Source organism: Micromonospora sp. NPDC051296, assembly GCF_040682255.1.
Taxonomy (GTDB): Bacteria; Actinomycetota; Actinomycetes; order Mycobacteriales; family Micromonosporaceae; genus Micromonospora; species Micromonospora craterilacus.
This window is the reverse complement of sequence record NZ_JBFBAO010000093.1, coordinates 1,877-19,185: the sequence shown is the minus strand read 5'-3', so window position 1 is coordinate 19,185 and position 17,309 is coordinate 1,877. Positions and strand designations below refer to the sequence as shown.

Genomic DNA, 17,309 nt, shown 5'->3' with positions numbered 1-17,309 from the left:
TCACCTTCGAGGGCCCCAACTGGCCGATCCTCGCCAACGGGCTGCGCGTCCGCTGCGCGCCGACGCCGACCCGGATCGGGCGTACGCCCGGATCCGGCGCAGCTCGACGCCGCTGGCGGCACTGCTGCTGGACCAGTCGGTGGTCGCCGGCACCGGCTTGATCTTCGTCACCGAGGCGCTGTTCCGCGCCGGCCTGTCGCCGACGCTGCCCGGCCGGGCGGTGACCCGGGCCGGCTGGCAGGCGCTCTGGGCCGACCTGGTCGAGCTGATGACGCTCGCCGTCGCCACCGGCCGGATCGACACCGTCCGCCCCGCGCACCTGCCGGAGGCGATGGGCCGCCCGGCCCGCGTCGACCGGCACGGGGGAGAGGTGTACGTCTACCGCCGCCCCGGCCAGCCCTGCCACGTCTGCGGCACCCCGGTCAGCCGGGGCACCATTACCGCCCGGAACCTCTACTGGTGCCCCACCTGCCAGCTGTGATCCGGGTCAGCGCAGCCGGCGGATGTCGCCGTACGCGCGGTAGAAGCCGCCCCGACCGGACTCGCGGACCTCGGTGACCAGGTAGCGCGCGCCGGGCTCGCGGATGCCCTTCGGGAACTGCACCGACCAGTCCCGGCGGTAGCCGGTCGAGAGCACGTGCACCCGCAGCCGGCCGCCCTGCTCGACGCACTCCACCATCACCCCGTTGCCGGCGTCGCCGACCACCTCGACCTGGGTGAAGGCGGCGGGCTCCGGCAGCCGGGCCGGGGCCTTGACGTCGACCACCTCGGGCACGCTGCCCGCCTCGGCCGCCCGGATCGCCGGCTCGCTGGCGTCGATGCAGGCCAGGTGGCCGCTGGTGGTCACCACGTAGAGACGCTGCTCGTGGTACTGCATCGAGTAGGCCGACCCGCAGCCGGTGCCGAGCTTCCACAGCCGGGTGCCGTCCTCGGCGAAGCAGTAGATCGAGGACTGGCTGTCACCGGCGAAGACGTACCGGCCGTCCTCGGCGGTGGCGCAGGAGAAGACCGGCGCGTCGGCGCGGTACGTGCCGGAGGCCCGGCCGTCCTTGCCGATGCGGACCACCTCGCGGGTCGCGGTGCCGGCGAACACGGCGTCGCGCTCCTGCCAGCCGAACAGCACCGACCCGGTGCGGGTGTGCCACAGCTCGCGCCCGGTGCGCCAGTCGTAGCCGCTCACCCCGGTCGAGTCGCCGTGGTAGACGGCGTCGGTGTCGCAGCGCACCATCCAGGCCGACCGGCCGCGCCCGGGCCGGCGCCAGAGGAACTCGTCCTCGTGGTCGATGGCGGCGATGCCGCCGTCGGCGTCGGAGACGCCCAGCACCCCGTCGTGGATGTCCAGCCAGTAGATGTCGATGTCGGGCGCGATCGCGTACGCCACCCGGGGGATCTTGCCGGAGAGGTCGTAGACGTTGCCGTCGTCGCAGCCGGCGTAGATCCAGGCGTCGTCGGCCACGATGCACTTCACCCCGTCGGGCAGGCGGACCTGATCCAGCACCTGGGCGTCGTGGTCGAGGGTGGTGATGACGCCGCGCTCGTTGCCCACCATGCAGGTGCGCCCGTCGATGAAGATGCCGAAGGCGGGGGCGCTGGAGTCGTACCGCCAGAGCACCGGGGCGGTGCGGGCGGTCGAGCGGGTGCTGACAATCTGCCGCCGGGAGACCGTGCGCTTCTGGCGTACGCCGCGTACCGCCGGGGCGTACCCCTTGCGGACCTTGTCGCCGATCTTCTTCGCGGCGGCGGCCCGCGCCCGCGCGTTGTCGGGGTAACCGGTGGTCTTCACCTGGCCCTGGTCGCCGATCCGGCCGTAGCGCACGGTCATCGTGGCGTCGTCGACCACCACCTCGTAGAACTTGTGCGCTCCACCGTCCACTTCGGACAGTTCGAGGTAGGTCGTCTCCTGCGACATGAGGGTCCTCCGAGGGGTTGGCACCGCCCTGACTGGGTGGCGCCTAGACGCTAACCGCCCCCACCGACAAAGAACGGAGATCCCTCAGCGCGGGGCGAGGGCGTCGACGGCCTTGCGGGCGGCGACCAGCACCGGGTCCCAGACCGGGGCGTACGGCGGGGCGTAGCCGAGGTCGAGCGCGGTCATGTCGTCCACCGTCATCCGGTTCCACAGCGCCACGGCCAGCGTGTCGATCCGCTTCGCCGCCTCGGACCAGCCGACGATCTGCGCCCCGAGCAGCCGCCCGCTGGGCCGTTCGGCGATCAGCTTCACCGTCATCGGCCGGGCACCCGGGTAGTAACCGGCGCGGTTGGTGGACTCGGCGATGACCGAGACGAACTCGAAGCCGGCCGCCAGGGCGTCCCGCTCGCGCAGCCCGGTGCGCCCCACCTCCAGGTCGCAGACCTTGGTCACGGCGGTGCCGATCACGCCGGCGAAGGTGGCGTACCCGCCGCCGATGTTGATTCCGGCCACCCGGCCCTGCTTGTTGGCGTGCGTGCCGAGCGGCACGTGCACCGGCATCCCGCTGACCCGGTGCAGGGTCTCCACGCAGTCCCCGGCCGCCCACACCCCGGGCATCCCGGTGACCCGCATCCGGCGGTCCACCCGGATCCCGCCGGTCGGGCCGAGCGGGAGGCCGGCCGCCTCGGCGAGCGCGGTGTTGGGACGTACGCCGAGGCCGAGGATCACCACGTCGGCCGGGATCGGGCCGTCGTCGGTGACCACCTCGCAGATCCGACCGTCGCGCTCGGACAGCGCGGTGACCTTCACACCGGTACGGATAGTGACGCCCAGCCCGCGCATCGCGTTGGTGACCAGCTGGGCCATGTCCGGATCCACGGTCGACATCGGCTGCTCGTCCCGCTCGACCAGGGTGACCGACAGCCCGCGCAGGACCAGCGCCTCGGCCATCTCCACGCCGATGTAGCCGCCGCCGACCACGACCGCCCGCCGGGGTGGCGGGTCGGCGTCCAGCCACTCCCGCAGCGCCGAGCCGTCGTCGAGGGTCTGCACGCCGAACACTCCGGCACCGTCGGTATGCGCCCAGGCCGGCTTCGCCGGCACCGCCCCGGTGGCGTACATCAGGGTGTCGAAGGGTTCGCGGACCTCGGCGCCGCCGTCCAGGTCCATGGCGATCACCTCGCGGCGGTTCAGGTCGATCGCGACCACCTCGTGCCGGACACGCACGTCGATGTCGTACGACTCCCGGAACGTCGCCGGATCCCGGGCCACCAGTTGCTCCCGGTCGGCCACCAGGCCACTGATCCAGTACGGGATTCCGCACGCCGAGTACGACGTGAAGTGCCCCCGCTCGAACGCGATGATCTCCAGGTCGTCCCGGCTCCGGCGCCGACGCGCCTGGGAGGCGGCCGCCATGCCGGCGGCGTCCCCGCCGACGACGATCAACCGTTCCGCCACGGCAACCCTCCTGTCACGCCCGGATCTCGCCCCGGGTCTGTCGCGCCATGTCCGACACCACATCCTCCAACCGGCCGGTGCGGGCGTACACCGCCCGCTGCCGGGCTGCCCCGGTGCCGTGCCCGCGCAGCCCGTCCAGCAGCCCGGTCACCTCGGCGAGGTCGCCGTGCCGCTCCAGGGCCGGCCCGAGCCGCCCGACGAGCTGGTGCAGCAGGTCCCACGCCGGCCGTAGCTCGCCGCTGGCCAGGTCGACCGCGGCGCCCTCCAGGCCGTCGTGGGCGGCCCGCCAGTGCGCGCCGACCAGCAGGTGGTGGTCGGCGGGCAGGGCCGGCCGTCCGGCGGCGATGTCGTCCAGCGCGGTCGCCACCAGCGCCCGGACCAGGGCGGCGACCAGGACCGCGTCGTCCACCGTCGGGCAGACGTCGCCGATGCGCAGCTCCACCGTCGGGTACTTGGCCGACAGTCGGGCGTACCAGTAGAGCATCCCCTCATCGAGCATCACCCCGCTGCCGATCAGCTGTTGAATCAGCCGCCGGTAGTGCTCGTGCGAGGCCAGGTACGGGGTCGGTGCCACCGACGGCCAGCGTTCCCACTCGATCGACCGCCAGCTGGCGTAGCCGGTGTCCGCGCCGCGGGCGAACGGCGAGTTGGCGGTGACCGCGTGCAGGATCGGCAGCCAGGGCCGGACGTGGTTGAGCACCTGGACGCCGGTGTCGGCGTCCGGCACCCCGACGTGTACGTGCATGCCGTTGTTGCCCGGCCCGGGTACGAGCAGCCGGAAGCGTTCGAGCATCCGGTCGAAGCGGGGCTTGTCGACCACCGGTGGCACCGGGCCGTCGACCGGTCCGGTGCCGATCGCGAGCAGGCGTACGCCGGCCCGCTCGGCGGCGTCGGCGAGCGCCGCGCGCAGCAGGCCGAGGGAGTGCCGGATCGAGGAGAGTTCCAGCCCGGGCGGGCTGCCTATCTCGATCTGGCTGGTCTGGAACTCGCGCTCCACCTGGCCCCGCACCTCCGCGGGCACCTGCTCGAGTACCGCGTCGACGGCGGGCACCGCGGCGCCGGTGTCCGGGTCGACGAGCAGGAACTCCTCCTCGACACCCACGGTGAGCAGGTCGGTCTCCTCGACGGGAGGGTTCGGGACCGCCACTACCTGCCTGACCATCGCCACCACCGTCCGCTCCGGCCCGGCGCGGTCCGTCCGCACCAGGTGGCCGGCAATTACCCGCCGTGGTGGGACGTGGAAACGCCGACCGGCGTGGTGCGGCGTGTCGATCGGCCCGGCCGGGCCGATCGATCGACATTGACAACTGTGCGGGCGAGACGTACAACTCGTGAGAGAGCGCTCTCTCACCCGTCCCCGCAGAGAGGCACGTCCCATGACACCTGCCCCGGCGGCACCCGCCGCCCTGCCTGCGCGACGCCGGCTGCCGCTGGCGTTGGCCCTGCTCACCGCCGTCACCACCGCCCTGGCCGGGCTCGCCGCGACCGCCGACGCCGCAGTGCCGCCCCCGGCACCGGGCTGGAGCCTGGTCTGGAGCGACGACTTCACCGGTGCCGCCGGCACCCTCCCGTCGGCCAGCAACTGGATCATCGACACCGGCACCAGCTACCCGGGCGGCCCGCCCAACTGGGGGACCGGCGAGATCCAGACGTACACCAACAGCACCGCCAACGTCAGCCACGACGGCACCGGCAACCTGCGGATCACCCCGCTGCGCGACAGCGCGGGCCGCTGGACCTCGGCCCGCATCGAGACCGTCCGCAGCAACTTCAAGGCCCCGGCCGGCGGCGTGCTGGCCATCGAGGGTCGGATCCAGATGCCGAACGTCACCGGTGCCGCCGCAGCCGGCTACTGGCCGGCGTTCTGGGCGCTCGGCGCGCCCTACCGGGGCAACTACCAGAACTGGCCGGGCATCGGCGAGTTCGACGTGATGGAGAACGTCAACGGGCTCAACACGGTGTGGGGCGTGCTGCACTGCGGCGTCGCGCCCGGCGGCCCGTGCGACGAGTTCAACGGCATCGGCGCGTCCCGGGCTTGCCCGGGCAGCAGCTGCCAGTCGGCGTTCCACACCTACCGCTTCGAGTGGGACGCCTCGATCAGCCCGCAGCAGCTGCGCTGGTACGTCGACGGGCAGCTCTACCACACGGTCAGCCAGACCCGGGTCGGCGAGCCGTACTGGTCGCAGATGACCAGCCACGCCGGCTACTTCCTGCTGCTGAACGTGGCGATGGGCGGGGCCTTCCCGAACGGGGTGGCCGGCAGCGCTACGCCGACCGCGGCGACCGTGCCCGGACGGCCGATGCTGGTCGACTACGTGGCGGTCTACAGCCGGGGTGGCGGCAGCACCCCGCCGCCGACGACCACGCCGCCGCCCGGCGGGGTGCGGGACGCGTACGCGACCATCGAGGCCGAGTCGTTCAACGCGCAGAACGGCGTGATCGTCGAGGCGTGCTCCGAGGGCGGGCAGAACATCGGCGCGCTGCGCAACGGCGACTGGGTCCGCTACGACAATGTCGAGTTCGGTGCCACCGGCCCACGCGACTTCGTGGCCCGGGTCGCCTCCGGCGCGGCGGGCGGGGTGAGCGGCCTGGTGGAGGTGCGGGTGGACAGCCCGACCAGTACGCCGATCGGCAGCTTCGCGATCGCCAACACTGGCGGCTGGCAGAGCTGGCGGTCGGTGCCGGGCAACGTCTCCTCGGTGACCGGCCGACGCACCGTCTACCTCACCTTCAGCAGCGGCCAGCCCAACGACTTCGTCAACGTCAACTGGTTCCAGTTCCGCCGCTGAGGTGCAAGGAAGGGCCCCCTGTTAACGCCTCCGGTAGAGCAGGGGGCCCCTCTTAACAACCCTCCGCCAGCTCTGGACAGAAATAGTTAACAGTCTTAATAATGAGCGCCAGGTTGACGCCCATGGATTTCCGTCCGGTCTGGAGGCTCGCATGAAACGGTCCAGAACCCTGGTGTTGTCGGTGGTCGGCGCGCTGGCTGCCGCTCTCGGCGCGGTGTGGCTGGCACCCGCCGCGTACGCCGCCGGAGTCACCGCCAGCTTCGTCAAGACGTCCGACTGGGGTACCGGCTGGGAGGGGAAGTACACGATCACCAACGGGGGCGGCGCCACGGTCAACGGCTGGAGCCTCGCCTTCGACCTGCCGGCCGGCACCACGGTCGGCACCTACTGGGACGCGCTGCTGACCTCCAGCGGCCAGCGGTACACCTTCACCAACCGCCCCTGGAACGGCACCATCGCCCCCGGCGCCTCGGTCTCCTTCGGCTTCCTCGGCAGCGGCCCCGGCGTACCGGCGAACTGTCAGCTCAACGGCGCGGCCTGCGGCGGCGGGACGCCCCCGACCACCCCGCCGCCGACCACCCCGCCTCCGACGACCCCGCCGCCGACCACGCCACCTCCGACGACCCCGCCGCCGACCAGCCCGCCGCCGGTCACCGGACTGCCGAAGCACATCCTGACCGGGTACTGGCACAACTTCGACAACCCGGCCGTCGAGCTACGGCTGCGCGACGTGCCTGCCGAGTACGACCTGGTCGCGGTCGCCTTCGCCGACGCCACCGCAACCCCCGGCGCGGTCGCCTTCGCCCTCGACCCCGGACTGTCCGCCTCGCTCGGCGGCTACACCGACGCGGAGTTCGCCGCCGACGTGCGCACGTTGCAGAGCCGGGGCAAGAAGGTGATCATCTCGGTCGGTGGGGAGACCGGTCGGGTCGCGGTGAACGACGCGGCCTCCGCGGTGGCCTTCGCCAACAGCGTGCACGCGTTGATCCAGCGGTACGGCTTCGACGGGGTCGACGTCGACCTGGAGAACGGGCTGAACCCGACGTACATGGCGCAGGCGCTGCGGTCGCTGCGGTCGAAGGTGGGCAGCAGCCTGATCATCGCGATGGCGCCGCAGACCATCGACATGCAGAACCCGGCCGGCAGCTACTTCAAGCTGGCGCTGGACATCAAGGACATCCTGACCGTGGTGAATACCCAGTTCTATAACTCCGGGGCGATGCTCGGCTGCGACAACAACGCCGCGTACGGCCAGGGGACGGTCAACTTCATCGTCGCGTTGGCCTGCATCCAGCTGGAGGCGGGGCTGCGGCCCGACCAGGTCGGGCTCGGCCTGCCGGCCGGTCCCGGGGCGGCCGGTGGTGGCATCGTCGCGCCCAGCGTGGTCAACGCCGCCCTGGACTGCCTGACCCGAGGCACCAACTGCGGCAGCTTCCGCCCTCCGCGCACCTACCCCGGCCTCCGCGGCGCCATGACCTGGTCCATCAACTGGGACGTCACCAACAACAACACCTTCGCCCGCACCGTCGCCCCCCACCTCCGCACCCTCCCCTAACCCCCACCCCGTCCCCTCCACGCCGATCCTCCGCGCCGATCCTCCGCGCCGATCATGGAGTTGTGGTGCCCGTTCCAGCCAGATACGCAGCTTTGCGGGGCACCACAACTCCATGATCGCGGGGGCGGGGGCGGGGGCGGGGGCGGGGCAGGGGTTAGGGCTCGGGGTGGAGGGCCTTGTCGGCGGGGCCTTGTCGCCAGGCGGTGAAGTGGACGGTCAGGCCGGCCCGGCTGGGGGAGCAGCAGTACGGGCCGGCGGAGGCGTCGGCGTCGGGATCCAGCGGAGCGAGCCGGACCAGCCGCCACGGCTCGCCGGCCACCCGGGCGCGTACGGTCAGGGCGTTACCGGCCCGGCTGACCCGTACGGTCACCTTCCGGCCCGCCCAGTCCGGGACCGGGGCGACCGACCAGTCGGAGAATTCGCGGGTGACCACGGCGCCGACCTGGGGTTGGCCGTCGCTCACCTCCACCCCGGCCTTCACCCAGTTCAGGTCGTCCACCCGGACCAGCACCCCGGCCTGGTCGAACTGCTCAGTCCAGGCCAGCCGGAAGTCCACCTCCACCGCGCTGTCCACCGGAAACGGTGTGAGCAGCGCCGGGGCGTCGTCATGCACGAAGCCGTAGCTGGTGTGCCGCCACAGGTCGCTGCCCGCGCCCGGTTCGACGCTCAGTCCGCCGTCCGGCTCCTCGACCGCCCGTACCGGTTGCGGCTGCCAGCTGCCGTCGGACCACTCGATGCTCCGCATGACGGCACGGTACCGAGCGGGGCAGCCCCGCCGTGACCCTGTGCCGGCGCGGTTGGCGGGCCGCCAGGCGGAAGCGGGAATCGACGGGAGTCGTGCCGCCTGGGCGGTGGGTTAGGCTCCAGCGGTCGAGCGAAGTTACCGGGAGGTAGGCATGTCGGAGGGACAGCGGGTCGCCATCGTGACCGGGGCGGCGCGGGGGATCGGGGCGGCCACCGCCAAGCGGTTGGCCGCTGACGGGCTGGCCGTCGCCGTGGTGGACATCGAGGAGTCGGCGACGAAGGAGACCGTCGACGTGATCGCGGCGGCCGGTGGCCGGGCGCTCGGCGTCGGCGCGGACGTGGCCGACCGGGCCCAGGTGGAGGCCGCCGTCGAGCGGGTCGCCGCCGAGTTGGACGCGCCGACCGTGCTGGTCAACAACGCCGGTGTGCTCCGCGACAACCTGCTGTTCAAGATGACCGACGCCGACTGGGACACGGTCATGGGCGTACACCTGCGCGGTTCCTTTCTGTTCAGCCAGGCCACGCAGAAGCACATGGTCGAGCGCCGGTGGGGCCGGATCGTCAACCTCTCCAGCACCTCGGCGCTGGGCAACCGGGGCCAGGCGAACTACGCCGCCGCCAAGGCCGGCCTGCAGGGCTTCACCAAGACCCTCGCCATCGAACTGGGCCCGTTCGGGGTGACCGTCAACGCGGTCGCGCCCGGGTTCATCGTCACCGACATGACCGCGGCCACCGCGGCGCGGATGAAGGTCGACTTCGAGGCGTTGCAGCGGCACGCCGAGGCGGAGATCCCGGTCCGGCGGGTCGGCCGGCCCGAGGACGTGGCGCACACCATCGCGTTTCTGGCCAGCGAGGGCGCGTCCTTCGTCTCCGGCCAGGTCATCTACGTCGCCGGCGGTCCGAAGGACTGACCGTCGGGTGTTAACAGGGGCCCCTTCCTATACGCCAGGCGTTAAGAAGGGGCCCTTCCTTGCCGGGTCTTCCAGAGCCAGGCGAGGCCGAGGACCGGTAGGAGCAGCGGGATGTAGCCGTAGCCGCTGCCGAAGCCGGACCAGACCGTCTCGTCCGGGAACAGGTCCGGCCGGGCCAGGCTGAACGCGCCGACCCCGACCACGCCGACCAGCTCCACGGTGCAGCAGGCGAGGGCGACCCGGCGGCCCGCGTGACCGGCCCGGGCCAGGCCCACCGCCGCCACGATGTAGACCACCGCGGCGAGCGCGGAGAGCAGGTACGCCAGCGGCGCCTGGTCGAACCTCGTCGCGATCTGCAGGCCGGCGCGGCTGGTGGCGGCGATCGCGAAGAGCAGGTACACCGCGATCAGCAGCCGGCCGGGGCCGGCATTGGTCCTCATCGGCCGCGCGGTCTCCAGCTCAGCCACCGAGCACCTCCCAGGTCTGCTGGAGCCGGACCACGACCACCGGCGTCACCAGGCAGACCGCGCAGACGATCGCCGAGCCCCAGCGGGTGGGCTCCATCCGGGCCAGCACCGCAGCCAGCGGCGGCAGGCAGACCAGCGTGACCAGATAGCCGAAGAACGCCCCCGGCTCGCCCGGCCGCTCGCCGCCGCCCAGCGCCAGGCCGGCCAGCACCGTCAACCCGAGCAGCGCCAGCTCCAGTACCCCCAGGCCGACCAGCTGTACCCGGTCCGGCGCCCGGTGGCGCAACGTGGCCACCAGCGCCCAGGCCGCGACCAGCAGCGACAGCACGATGGCGACGGCGGCCAGTAGGCCGTCGACCGGCGACCCGGTGGCGGTCACCGGATCCGTCCGGGGCTCGTTCCGATCACCGCACCACTCTACTAACCCCCGTAGTAAACCCCGGCGGGGCACCGGGTGCGGCGTTTCGGGGGACTAGCGTGGACCGTGTCGCGGTTCGTCCGTGGCCAGGCGACGACGGTGGAGGTACGCGTGTTGCGGTTCGGGGTGTTCGGCACCGGTCACTGGGCGGCGGAGACGCACGCGGCGGCGCTCGACGCGCACCCGAGGGCGGACCTGGTCGGAGTCTGGGGCCGCAACCCGGACCGGGCCGCCGCCCTCGCCACTCGCTACGGCGTACCCGCGTTCGACGACGTCGACGCGCTGATCGAGGCGTGCGACGCGGTAGCCGTCGCCCTCCCGCCGGACGTTCAGGCGGACATCGCCGTCCGGGCCGCCACCGCCGGCCGTCACCTGCTGCTGGACAAGCCGCTCGCGCTGACCGTCGCCGACGCCGACCGGGTGGTCGACGCCGCGGCCCAGTCGGGCGTGGCCTCGGTGGTCTTCTTCACCGGCCGCTACCACCCGGAGGTCGCCGGTTTCATCGCCGCGAGCGCGGCGGCCGGCGGCTGGCACACCGCCAACGTGATCCGGTTCGCCTCGATCTTCCAGCCCGACAGCCCGTACGGGCAGTCGCCCTGGCGTCGGCAGCACGGATCGCTGTGGGACATCGGCCCGCACGTCCTGGCGGTCCTGCTGCCGGTGCTCGGCCGGGTGACCCGGGTGGTGGCCACGGACGGGCCGGGCGACCTGGTGCATCTGCTGCTCACCCACGACGGCGGGGCCACCAGCATGGTGTCGCTGACCCTGGACGCCCCGCCGGAGGCGGTGGCCGGCGAGTTCGTGTTCTACGGCGACAACGGCATCGAGACGCTCCCGGCCGCCGACGGTGGTCCGGCGACCGCCTTCGGAGTGGCCATCGATCAGTTGCTGGCCGAGATCGACGCCGGCACCCGGGACCACCGCTGTGACGTGCGCTTCGGCCGCGAGGTGGTGACGGTGCTCGCCGCCGCCGAAACCGCCCGTACCCAGGCGACCGCCGTCGACCTCCCGGCCTGACCCACTCCGGTCCCCACCCCGGTGGAATGCGGTGGCCGGTGGTTGCGACGGCCGATAGGGTCGCGGGCATGTGCACGCACGCTCTGATCAACGCGGTCGCCATGCCGGCCGCGTTCGGGCCGCTCCTGGTGGCCCGCCCGCGAGTCCGGCGTCCGGCCCTGGCCGGCGCGACCCGCGACTGACGCCTCCGCACACGCTTCCGGCACCGCCCCGCAGCTCGGGGCGTGACGCCGGCACCGCCGCGCCGCAGCCACCTGCGGCCGCTGTACGGCGACTATCCGCCAGCCTGCCGGCATCCCGGCCACCGGCCGGGGCGCCGCCGGCTGCCCGTGCGTGACCGATCCCGCCTTTCGCGCCACTGACCAGGGCCGTCCGAGTCCCGACCGCTCGGACAGGCCCCGTCGACGGCTGCCTGTCCGCACCCGTCGCCCGACGGCGACAGACAGGACGACGCCATGGCGCTCCGCCGAACCCGTACGACCGAACGCGACCGGTCCCGTCGCGTACTCTCGCAGAACTTCCTCGCCGACCGGGCCGCCATCGCGCGGCTGGTCGACGCCGCCCGCCCCGACCCCGACGGCCTGCTGCTGGAGGTGGGCGCCGGGCGGGGGCAGCTGACCCGGCCGCTGGCCGCGCGCTGCCGACGGCTGGTCGCGTACGAGGTCGATCCCGACGCCGGCGTCGAGCTGGCCCGGGTCTGCGCGGCCCTGCCCACGGTGACGCACCGCCAGGCCGACTTCCTCGCCACGTCGCCGCCGCGGGAGGAGTTCGCGGTGGTCGGCAACATTCCGTGGTCGCTGACCGCGGCCGTGGTGCGCTGGTGCCTGGCCGCTCCCGGGCTGCGGTCGGCGACCCTGCTGACCCAGTGGGAGTACGCCCGCCGGCGCGCCGGAGACTACGGCCGGTGGAGCCGGCTGACCGTGCTGACCTGGCCGGAGTTCGGCTGGCGGCTCGCCGGGCGGGTGCCGCGTACCGCGTTCCGCCCGGTGCCCCGGGTCGACGCGGGCCTCCTGCGCATCGACCGCCGGTCGCAGCCGCTGCTGGCACCGCACACCCTGCCGGCGTACCGCCGGATGGTCGAGCTGGGCTTCGGCGGGGCCGGCGGCTCGCTCGCGGCCTCGCTGGCCCGCCAGTACCCGCGGGCCCGGCTGGCGGCGGCGCTGCGGGCCAGCCGGCTCGACCCGGACACCCCGGTCGGGCACATGTGGCCGGAGCAGTGGCTGGTGCTGCACCGCCTGCTGCACGCCCGCTGACGGGGCAATGAGGGGGCCCTTCTCAACGCCCTGGGTTGCGCAGGGCCCCTCACCACTCGGTGCGCAGCGCCTCGGTCAGCTCGGCGGGGGAGCTGAGCTGCTCCACCGGCAGGGCCCGTACGGCCTGCAACTGCTCCGTGGTCGCACCGTTCTCCTGGCACCAGCGGATCAGGTCCTCGCGGGAAACGGGAAAGTCGAGTCCCGCGAGGTACTCCTGCAACGGGGCGCCACTGTCGGTCATGCCGTCCGACCTACCCGCGCAACCGCCCCGGCACACCACCGGCCCGCCCGCGCGTTTGCCCGCCCGGGTCCCGGGTAGCCGCAGGCATGCTGGTACAGCGGCTCGGCGCGCCGAGCGATTTCGACCCGTTGCTGGAGCGCGTCCGGGACGCCCGGGTGGTGATGATCGGGGAGGCGACGCACGGCAGCCACGACTACTACCGGATCCGGGAGCAGCTCACTCGCCGACTGATCGCCGAGTGCGGGTTCGACTTCGTCGCGGTGGAGGGCGACTGGCCCGATTGTGACCGGGTGAACCGTTCGGTGATCGCCGCGGCGGGCGGCGCGGTCGAGCCGCAGGTCGCGCTGGAGCAGTTCGAACGCTGGCCGACCTGGATGTGGGCGAACGCCGAGGTGGCCCGCTTCTGCCGTTGGCTGCGGGCGTGGAACTTGGAACGGGCCGAGGAGTCCCGGGTCGGGTTCCACGGCCTCGACGTCTACAGCCTCTGGGAGTCGATGCAGGCGATCTTCGACTACCTGGGCGAGGAGGACCCGGCGTCACTGGAGGCCGCGCAGGACGCCTACCGCTGCTTCGAGCCGTACGGCAAGCGGGTCGAGGAGTACGGCGCGGCGAGCCGGTTCGTCTCCGCCCGCTGCGAGCAGGAGGTGGTACGGCTGCTGGCGCGTACCCGGGAACACGCCGCCACCGACGGGCCGGGTGCCTTCTCGGCCTGGCAGAACGCGGAGGTGGTGGCCGGCGCGGAGCGCTACTACCGGGAGATGGTCGCCGGCGGCCCGGGGTCGTGGAACGTCCGGGACAACCACATGGCCGACACCCTGGACCGACTGCTGGACCGCTACGGGCCCAGTGCCCGGGGGGTGGTCTGGGCGCACAACACCCACGTGGGCGACGCGCGGGCGACCGACATGGCCGCCGACGGGCTGGTGAACATCGGCCAGCTGGCCCGGGAACGGTACGGCGCCGACGGGGTCGCGCTGATCGGCTTCGGTAGTTGGCGCGGCACCGTGATCGCGGCGCCGCGTTGGGGCTCACCGGCCGAGGCGATGGTCGTGCCGCCGGCCCGGTCCGGCTCGGTGGAGCACCGGCTGCACGAGCTGATGCCGGAGCGGGCGGTGCTGGTCTTCGGCGGCGCGGACCAGCCGGGCTGGGTCACCGACACCATCGACCACCGGGCCATCGGTGTGGTGTACGACCCGTCCTTCGAGTCGTGGGGCAACTACGTGCCGACCCGCCTGGGGCAGCGGTACGACGCCTTTATCTGGTGCGACGAGACGACCGCGCTGCACCCGCTGCCCGCGCTCACCACGCCCGGGGAGATGGAGACGTACCCGGCCGGGGTGTGACGCGCTTCGAAGCCGGGCGTTAATAGGGGCCCCCTGCTATACGCGAGGCGTTAACAGGGGGCCCTTCCTTACACCGTGATTTTCTCGTCGAGCCGGGCGCGCAGCTTCTCGCCCTCGATGTCGACGTTGGGCAGTGCCCGGTCCAGCCAGCGGGGCAGCCACCAGGCCCGCTTGCCGAGCAGCGACATCACCGCCGGGACGATGGTCATCCGGACCACGAAGGCGTCGATCGCCACGCCGATGGCCAGCGCGAAGCCCATCGACTTGATCACCGGGTCGTCGAGGAAGACGAAGCCGCCGAAGACCGAGATCATGATCAGCGCGGCGGCGGTGACCACCCGGGCACCGTGTCCCATCCCGTTGATGGTGGCCTGCTGGGCGGTGTCGCCGTGCACGAAGTCCTCCCGCATCCGGGAGACCAGGAAGACCTCGTAGTCCATGGCCAGGCCGAACAGGATGCCGATCAGCAGGATCGGCAGGAAGCTGATCAGTGGTCCGGGGGTGTCCAGACCGACCAGGTCGGCGAGGTGACCCTGCTGGAACACCGCGACGGTGATGCCGAACGTGGCGGCGACGGTGAGCAGGAAGCCCAGGGACGCCTTGACCGGCACCAGCAGCGAGCGGAACACCAGCATGAGCAGCAGGATGGACAGCCCGACCACCAGCGCCAGGTAGATCGGCAACGCGTCGGAGAGCTTCTCCGAGATGTCGATGCCGATCGCGGTCACGCCGGTCAGCAGCACGTCCGCGTTCTGGATGCCGCCGACGGCCGCCCGGATGTCGTGCACCATGGTCTCGGTGGCCGGGTCGGTCGGGCCGGTCTGCGGGATCACCCCGAGCAGCGCGGTCCGGCCGTCCGGGCTGAGCTGCGGCGGGGCCACCGCGAGCACGTTGTCGGTGCGCTGGACCAGGGCGGTCACCTGCGGGATGGCCGCGGCGGTGGCCTGGGCGTCGTCGCCGGCCACGACCACCGCGAGGCGGCCGGTGAAGCCGGGCCCGAAGCCCTCGGTGATCAGGTCGTTGGAGACCCGGGCGGCCGAGCCGGCCGGCGCGGTGCCGGCATCCGGCAGGGAGAGGCGCATGTCCGGCGCGGGCAGCGCCAGCAGCCCGAGGCCGAGCACCCCGACCAGGATCACCGGGATCCGGAAGCGGGTGATCAGCCGGGCCCAGCGGAACCCGAACGCCGAGCGGTTCTCGCCGGCGATTGTGGCGGCCTCCGGTGCCGCGCGGTCGGTCGTCGCGCTGTCCTCGTCGGCGCGGTCACCGGCGGTCGGCGCCGGCACCGTCGAGCGCAGCCGGCGGGGCAGCACCCGGCGACCGGCGAAGCCGAGCAGCGCAGGCTGGAGGGTGATCGCCACCAGCACCGCGACGGTCACCGTGCCGGCCGCGGCCAGACCCATCACGGTCAGGAACGGGATGTTCACCACGGCGAGACCGGCCAGGGCGATGACCACCGTGGCCCCGGCGAAGACCACCGCCGAGCCGGCGGTGCCGACCGCCCGGCCGACCGCCTCGTCGGCCGGCAGCCCGTCGAGCAGGTTCTGCCGGTAGCGCGAGGTGATGAAGAGCGAGTAGTCGATGCCGACGGCGAGGCCGAGCATCAGCGCGAGGATCGGCGCGGTGCTGGTCAGCTCGACCACGCTGCTGAGCGCGAACAGCCCGGCCATGCCGACGCCGACGCCGATCAGCGCGTTGAGCATGGTCATCCCCGCCGCCACCAGCGAGCCGAAGGTGACCACCAGGACGACGAGGGCCACCGCGACGCCGAGCGCCTCGGTGGAGCCGACCTCGGGCTCGGCGTTGAGCACCTCACCGCCGGGAGCGACCTGCCAGCCCTGCGCCTCGGCCTGGGCGCCGACCTTCTCGTAGGCGTCCCGCTGCTCGTCGGTCACCCCGTCGGAGCCGGTGTTGAACTGCACCTGGATCAGCGCGTACCGGCCGTCCGGTGACACGGCGCCGACCTGGAACGGGTCGACGGCGGCGACCACGCCGGGCACGGTCGCGGCCTCCTGGGTGACCGTCTGGACCACCGCCTGACCCTCGGGCGTGCCGAGTTGGCCGTCCGCCGGTGCCTTGATCGCGATGGTGCCGGTGGCGCCGGCCGCCGCCGGGAACTGCTCGTCGAGCAGGTCGAGCGCCTGCTGGGACTCGGTGCCGGGCATGGTGAAGTTGCTGGCCGTCGGGCCGCGCAGGGTCGCTGCGGCCAGGCCGAGCCCGACGAGTACGACAAGCCAGATCGCGGCGACGAGTCGCCGTCGGCGCATCGAACCCCGGCCTAGCCGGTAGAGCAGGGTCGCCATGAGGTCCTTTCCCTCGGTCGTGGATGGTGGGACGGGTCAGTGGACGGGCTCCAACGCCCGCCGCAGCAGCGCCAGCAGGGCGTCGCGCAGTTCCTCGTCGGGCACCTCGGCGAACTCCCCGCAGGTCTCGGCGATGCCGGCCAGCAGCACCAGCGCGCAGATCCGGGCCGAGGCCCGTTCGGAGCGCCCGGCCATGGCGTCGATGAGCCGTTCGGAGATCGCGTGGATATGCGCGAAGACGGGCTGTTGCAGCAGCTCGGGGAACTCGCCGCGGAGCAGGGCGATCTCGCGGCGGAACCGGACCGCGAGGTCGACGAAGCCCTCGGCGGCGACCCGCTGGGCGGACGCGGGGTCGGGCTGGGCCGAGATCCGGTCGTCGAGCGACTGGAGCACCGCGATCGCCGGGGCCATCAGCTCGGTGAGGATGGCTTCCTTGTTGGCGAAGTGGTACAGCACCGCCGCCTTGGAGCAGCCCACCTCGCTGGCGATGTCCTGCAACGAGGTGCCCCGGTAGCCGGTGACGGCGAAGCGTCTCGCCGCGGCGGCCAGGATGTCACCGTGGGTCTGTGGGGTCGGGCGGGCCATCGCCCCAGCATGCCTGACCGATCGGTCAGAGGCTGACCGATCGGTCAGATCAGTGGTGTTCGCCACAGCCAGTGACCCCGGATTGGCTCTCCGGTTGGTGCCCCGGTACGCCGAGAATGCCCCCATGACCGATTCCCTGGCGGACCGGGCGGCGGCGCTGCGCGCCCTGCACCGGCCCGGCGACCCGCTGGTCCTGCCCAATGCCTGGGACGCCGGCACCGCCCGGTGGGTGGTCGACGCCGGATTTCCCGCGGTGGCGACCAGCAGCGCCGCCGTAGCCGAGTCGCTCGGCCACGCCGACGGGGAGGCCACCCCGCCT

At 72.8% G+C, this 17,309-nt stretch carries 16 protein-coding genes and 1 pseudogene; 8 read left to right on the top strand and 9 right to left on the bottom strand.

Features of this window, described 5'->3' with window-relative positions:
* A partial coding sequence (locus AB0M52_RS12900; protein ID WP_363952720.1) for a zinc finger domain-containing protein occupies nucleotides 1-481 on the top strand: 481 nt, incomplete at its 5' end.
* A gap of 6 nt (nucleotides 482-487) precedes the next feature.
* Here the strand turns inward: AB0M52_RS12900 and AB0M52_RS12895 are convergent.
* The 3 genes from AB0M52_RS12895 to AB0M52_RS12885 all read right to left on the bottom strand — a co-directional run bounded on the left by AB0M52_RS12895 (nucleotide 488) and on the right by AB0M52_RS12885 (nucleotide 4,529).
* Nucleotides 488-1,909 (bottom strand): WGR domain-containing protein, encoded by a 1,422-nt coding sequence (locus AB0M52_RS12895; protein ID WP_363952718.1) that lies wholly within the window; start codon nucleotides 1,907-1,909, stop codon nucleotides 488-490.
* Between the two features lie 84 nt (nucleotides 1,910-1,993).
* Nucleotides 1,994-3,367, bottom strand: a complete 1,374-nt coding sequence (locus AB0M52_RS12890) for an FAD-dependent oxidoreductase (RefSeq protein WP_363952716.1) — start codon at nucleotides 3,365-3,367, stop codon at nucleotides 1,994-1,996.
* 13 nt (nucleotides 3,368-3,380) lie between these two features.
* The gene (locus AB0M52_RS12885; protein WP_363952714.1) at nucleotides 3,381-4,529 is read right to left on the bottom strand and encodes a glutamate--cysteine ligase; all 1,149 of its coding nucleotides are present in this window, start codon (nucleotides 4,527-4,529) and stop codon (nucleotides 3,381-3,383) included.
* Nucleotides 4,530-4,743: 214 nt separating this feature from the next.
* Here AB0M52_RS12885 and AB0M52_RS12880 point away from each other — a divergent pair, with 214 nt between their 5' ends.
* A complete protein-coding gene (locus AB0M52_RS12880; RefSeq protein ID WP_363952712.1) occupies nucleotides 4,744-6,156 on the top strand; it encodes a carbohydrate-binding protein in 1,413 nt (470 codons plus the stop codon).
* A gap of 151 nt (nucleotides 6,157-6,307) precedes the next feature.
* A complete protein-coding gene (locus AB0M52_RS12875) occupies nucleotides 6,308-7,711 on the top strand; it encodes a cellulose binding domain-containing protein (RefSeq protein ID WP_363952710.1) in 1,404 nt (467 codons plus the stop codon).
* 154 nt (nucleotides 7,712-7,865) lie between these two features.
* Here the strand turns inward: AB0M52_RS12875 and AB0M52_RS12870 are convergent, their stop codons facing one another.
* Complete coding sequence (locus AB0M52_RS12870) at nucleotides 7,866-8,456, bottom strand: DUF1349 domain-containing protein (RefSeq protein ID WP_363952708.1); 591 nt, start codon at nucleotides 8,454-8,456, stop codon at nucleotides 7,866-7,868.
* Nucleotides 8,457-8,607: 151 nt separating this feature from the next.
* Between AB0M52_RS12870 and fabG the strand changes: the two genes are divergently transcribed.
* A complete protein-coding gene (gene fabG / locus AB0M52_RS12865; RefSeq protein ID WP_363952706.1) occupies nucleotides 8,608-9,366 on the top strand; it encodes a 3-oxoacyl-ACP reductase FabG in 759 nt (252 codons plus the stop codon).
* Here fabG and AB0M52_RS12860 read toward each other — a convergent pair.
* Nucleotides 9,339-9,806 (bottom strand): annotated as a pseudogene (locus tag AB0M52_RS12860) (hypothetical protein). The gene fabG and the pseudogene AB0M52_RS12860 overlap by 28 nt on opposite strands.
* Before the next feature lie 19 nt (nucleotides 9,807-9,825).
* Complete coding sequence (locus AB0M52_RS12855) at nucleotides 9,826-10,212, bottom strand: hypothetical protein (protein ID WP_363952704.1); 387 nt, start codon at nucleotides 10,210-10,212, stop codon at nucleotides 9,826-9,828.
* A 153-nt stretch (nucleotides 10,213-10,365) separates the two neighbouring features.
* On the opposite strand from AB0M52_RS12855, the gene AB0M52_RS12850 reads away from it, so the two are divergent.
* Both AB0M52_RS12850 and erm read left to right on the top strand, forming a co-directional pair.
* A complete protein-coding gene (locus tag AB0M52_RS12850) occupies nucleotides 10,366-11,268 on the top strand; it encodes a Gfo/Idh/MocA family oxidoreductase (protein WP_363952722.1) in 903 nt (300 codons plus the stop codon).
* A gap of 455 nt (nucleotides 11,269-11,723) precedes the next feature.
* A complete protein-coding gene (gene erm, locus AB0M52_RS12845) occupies nucleotides 11,724-12,521 on the top strand; it encodes an ErmE/ErmH/ErmO/ErmR family 23S rRNA (adenine(2058)-N(6))-methyltransferase (RefSeq protein ID WP_363952702.1) in 798 nt (265 codons plus the stop codon).
* Between the two features lie 49 nt (nucleotides 12,522-12,570).
* Here erm and AB0M52_RS12840 read toward each other — a convergent pair whose 3' ends face one another.
* Nucleotides 12,571-12,762: a DUF2795 domain-containing protein gene (locus tag AB0M52_RS12840; RefSeq protein ID WP_111216448.1), complete on the bottom strand. Its 192-nt coding sequence runs from the start codon at nucleotides 12,760-12,762 to the stop codon at nucleotides 12,571-12,573.
* 86 nt (nucleotides 12,763-12,848) lie between these two features.
* Between AB0M52_RS12840 and AB0M52_RS12835 the strand changes: the two genes are divergently transcribed.
* Nucleotides 12,849-14,105 (top strand): erythromycin esterase family protein, encoded by a 1,257-nt coding sequence (locus tag AB0M52_RS12835; RefSeq protein WP_363952700.1) that lies wholly within the window; start codon nucleotides 12,849-12,851, stop codon nucleotides 14,103-14,105.
* Nucleotides 14,106-14,173: 68 nt separating this feature from the next.
* Here the strand turns inward: AB0M52_RS12835 and AB0M52_RS12830 are convergent, their stop codons facing one another.
* Nucleotides 14,174-16,405, bottom strand: a complete 2,232-nt coding sequence (locus tag AB0M52_RS12830) for an MMPL family transporter (protein WP_363952698.1) — start codon at nucleotides 16,403-16,405, stop codon at nucleotides 14,174-14,176.
* A gap of 36 nt (nucleotides 16,406-16,441) precedes the next feature.
* Entirely contained in the window at nucleotides 16,442-16,990 is a 549-nt protein-coding gene (locus AB0M52_RS12825; RefSeq protein ID WP_363952696.1) for a helix-turn-helix domain-containing protein, read from the bottom strand.
* Nucleotides 16,991-17,114: 124 nt separating this feature from the next.
* On the opposite strand from AB0M52_RS12825, the gene AB0M52_RS12820 reads away from it, so the two are divergent.
* A partial coding sequence (locus tag AB0M52_RS12820; protein ID WP_363952694.1) for an isocitrate lyase/phosphoenolpyruvate mutase family protein occupies nucleotides 17,115-17,309 on the top strand: 195 nt, incomplete at its 3' end.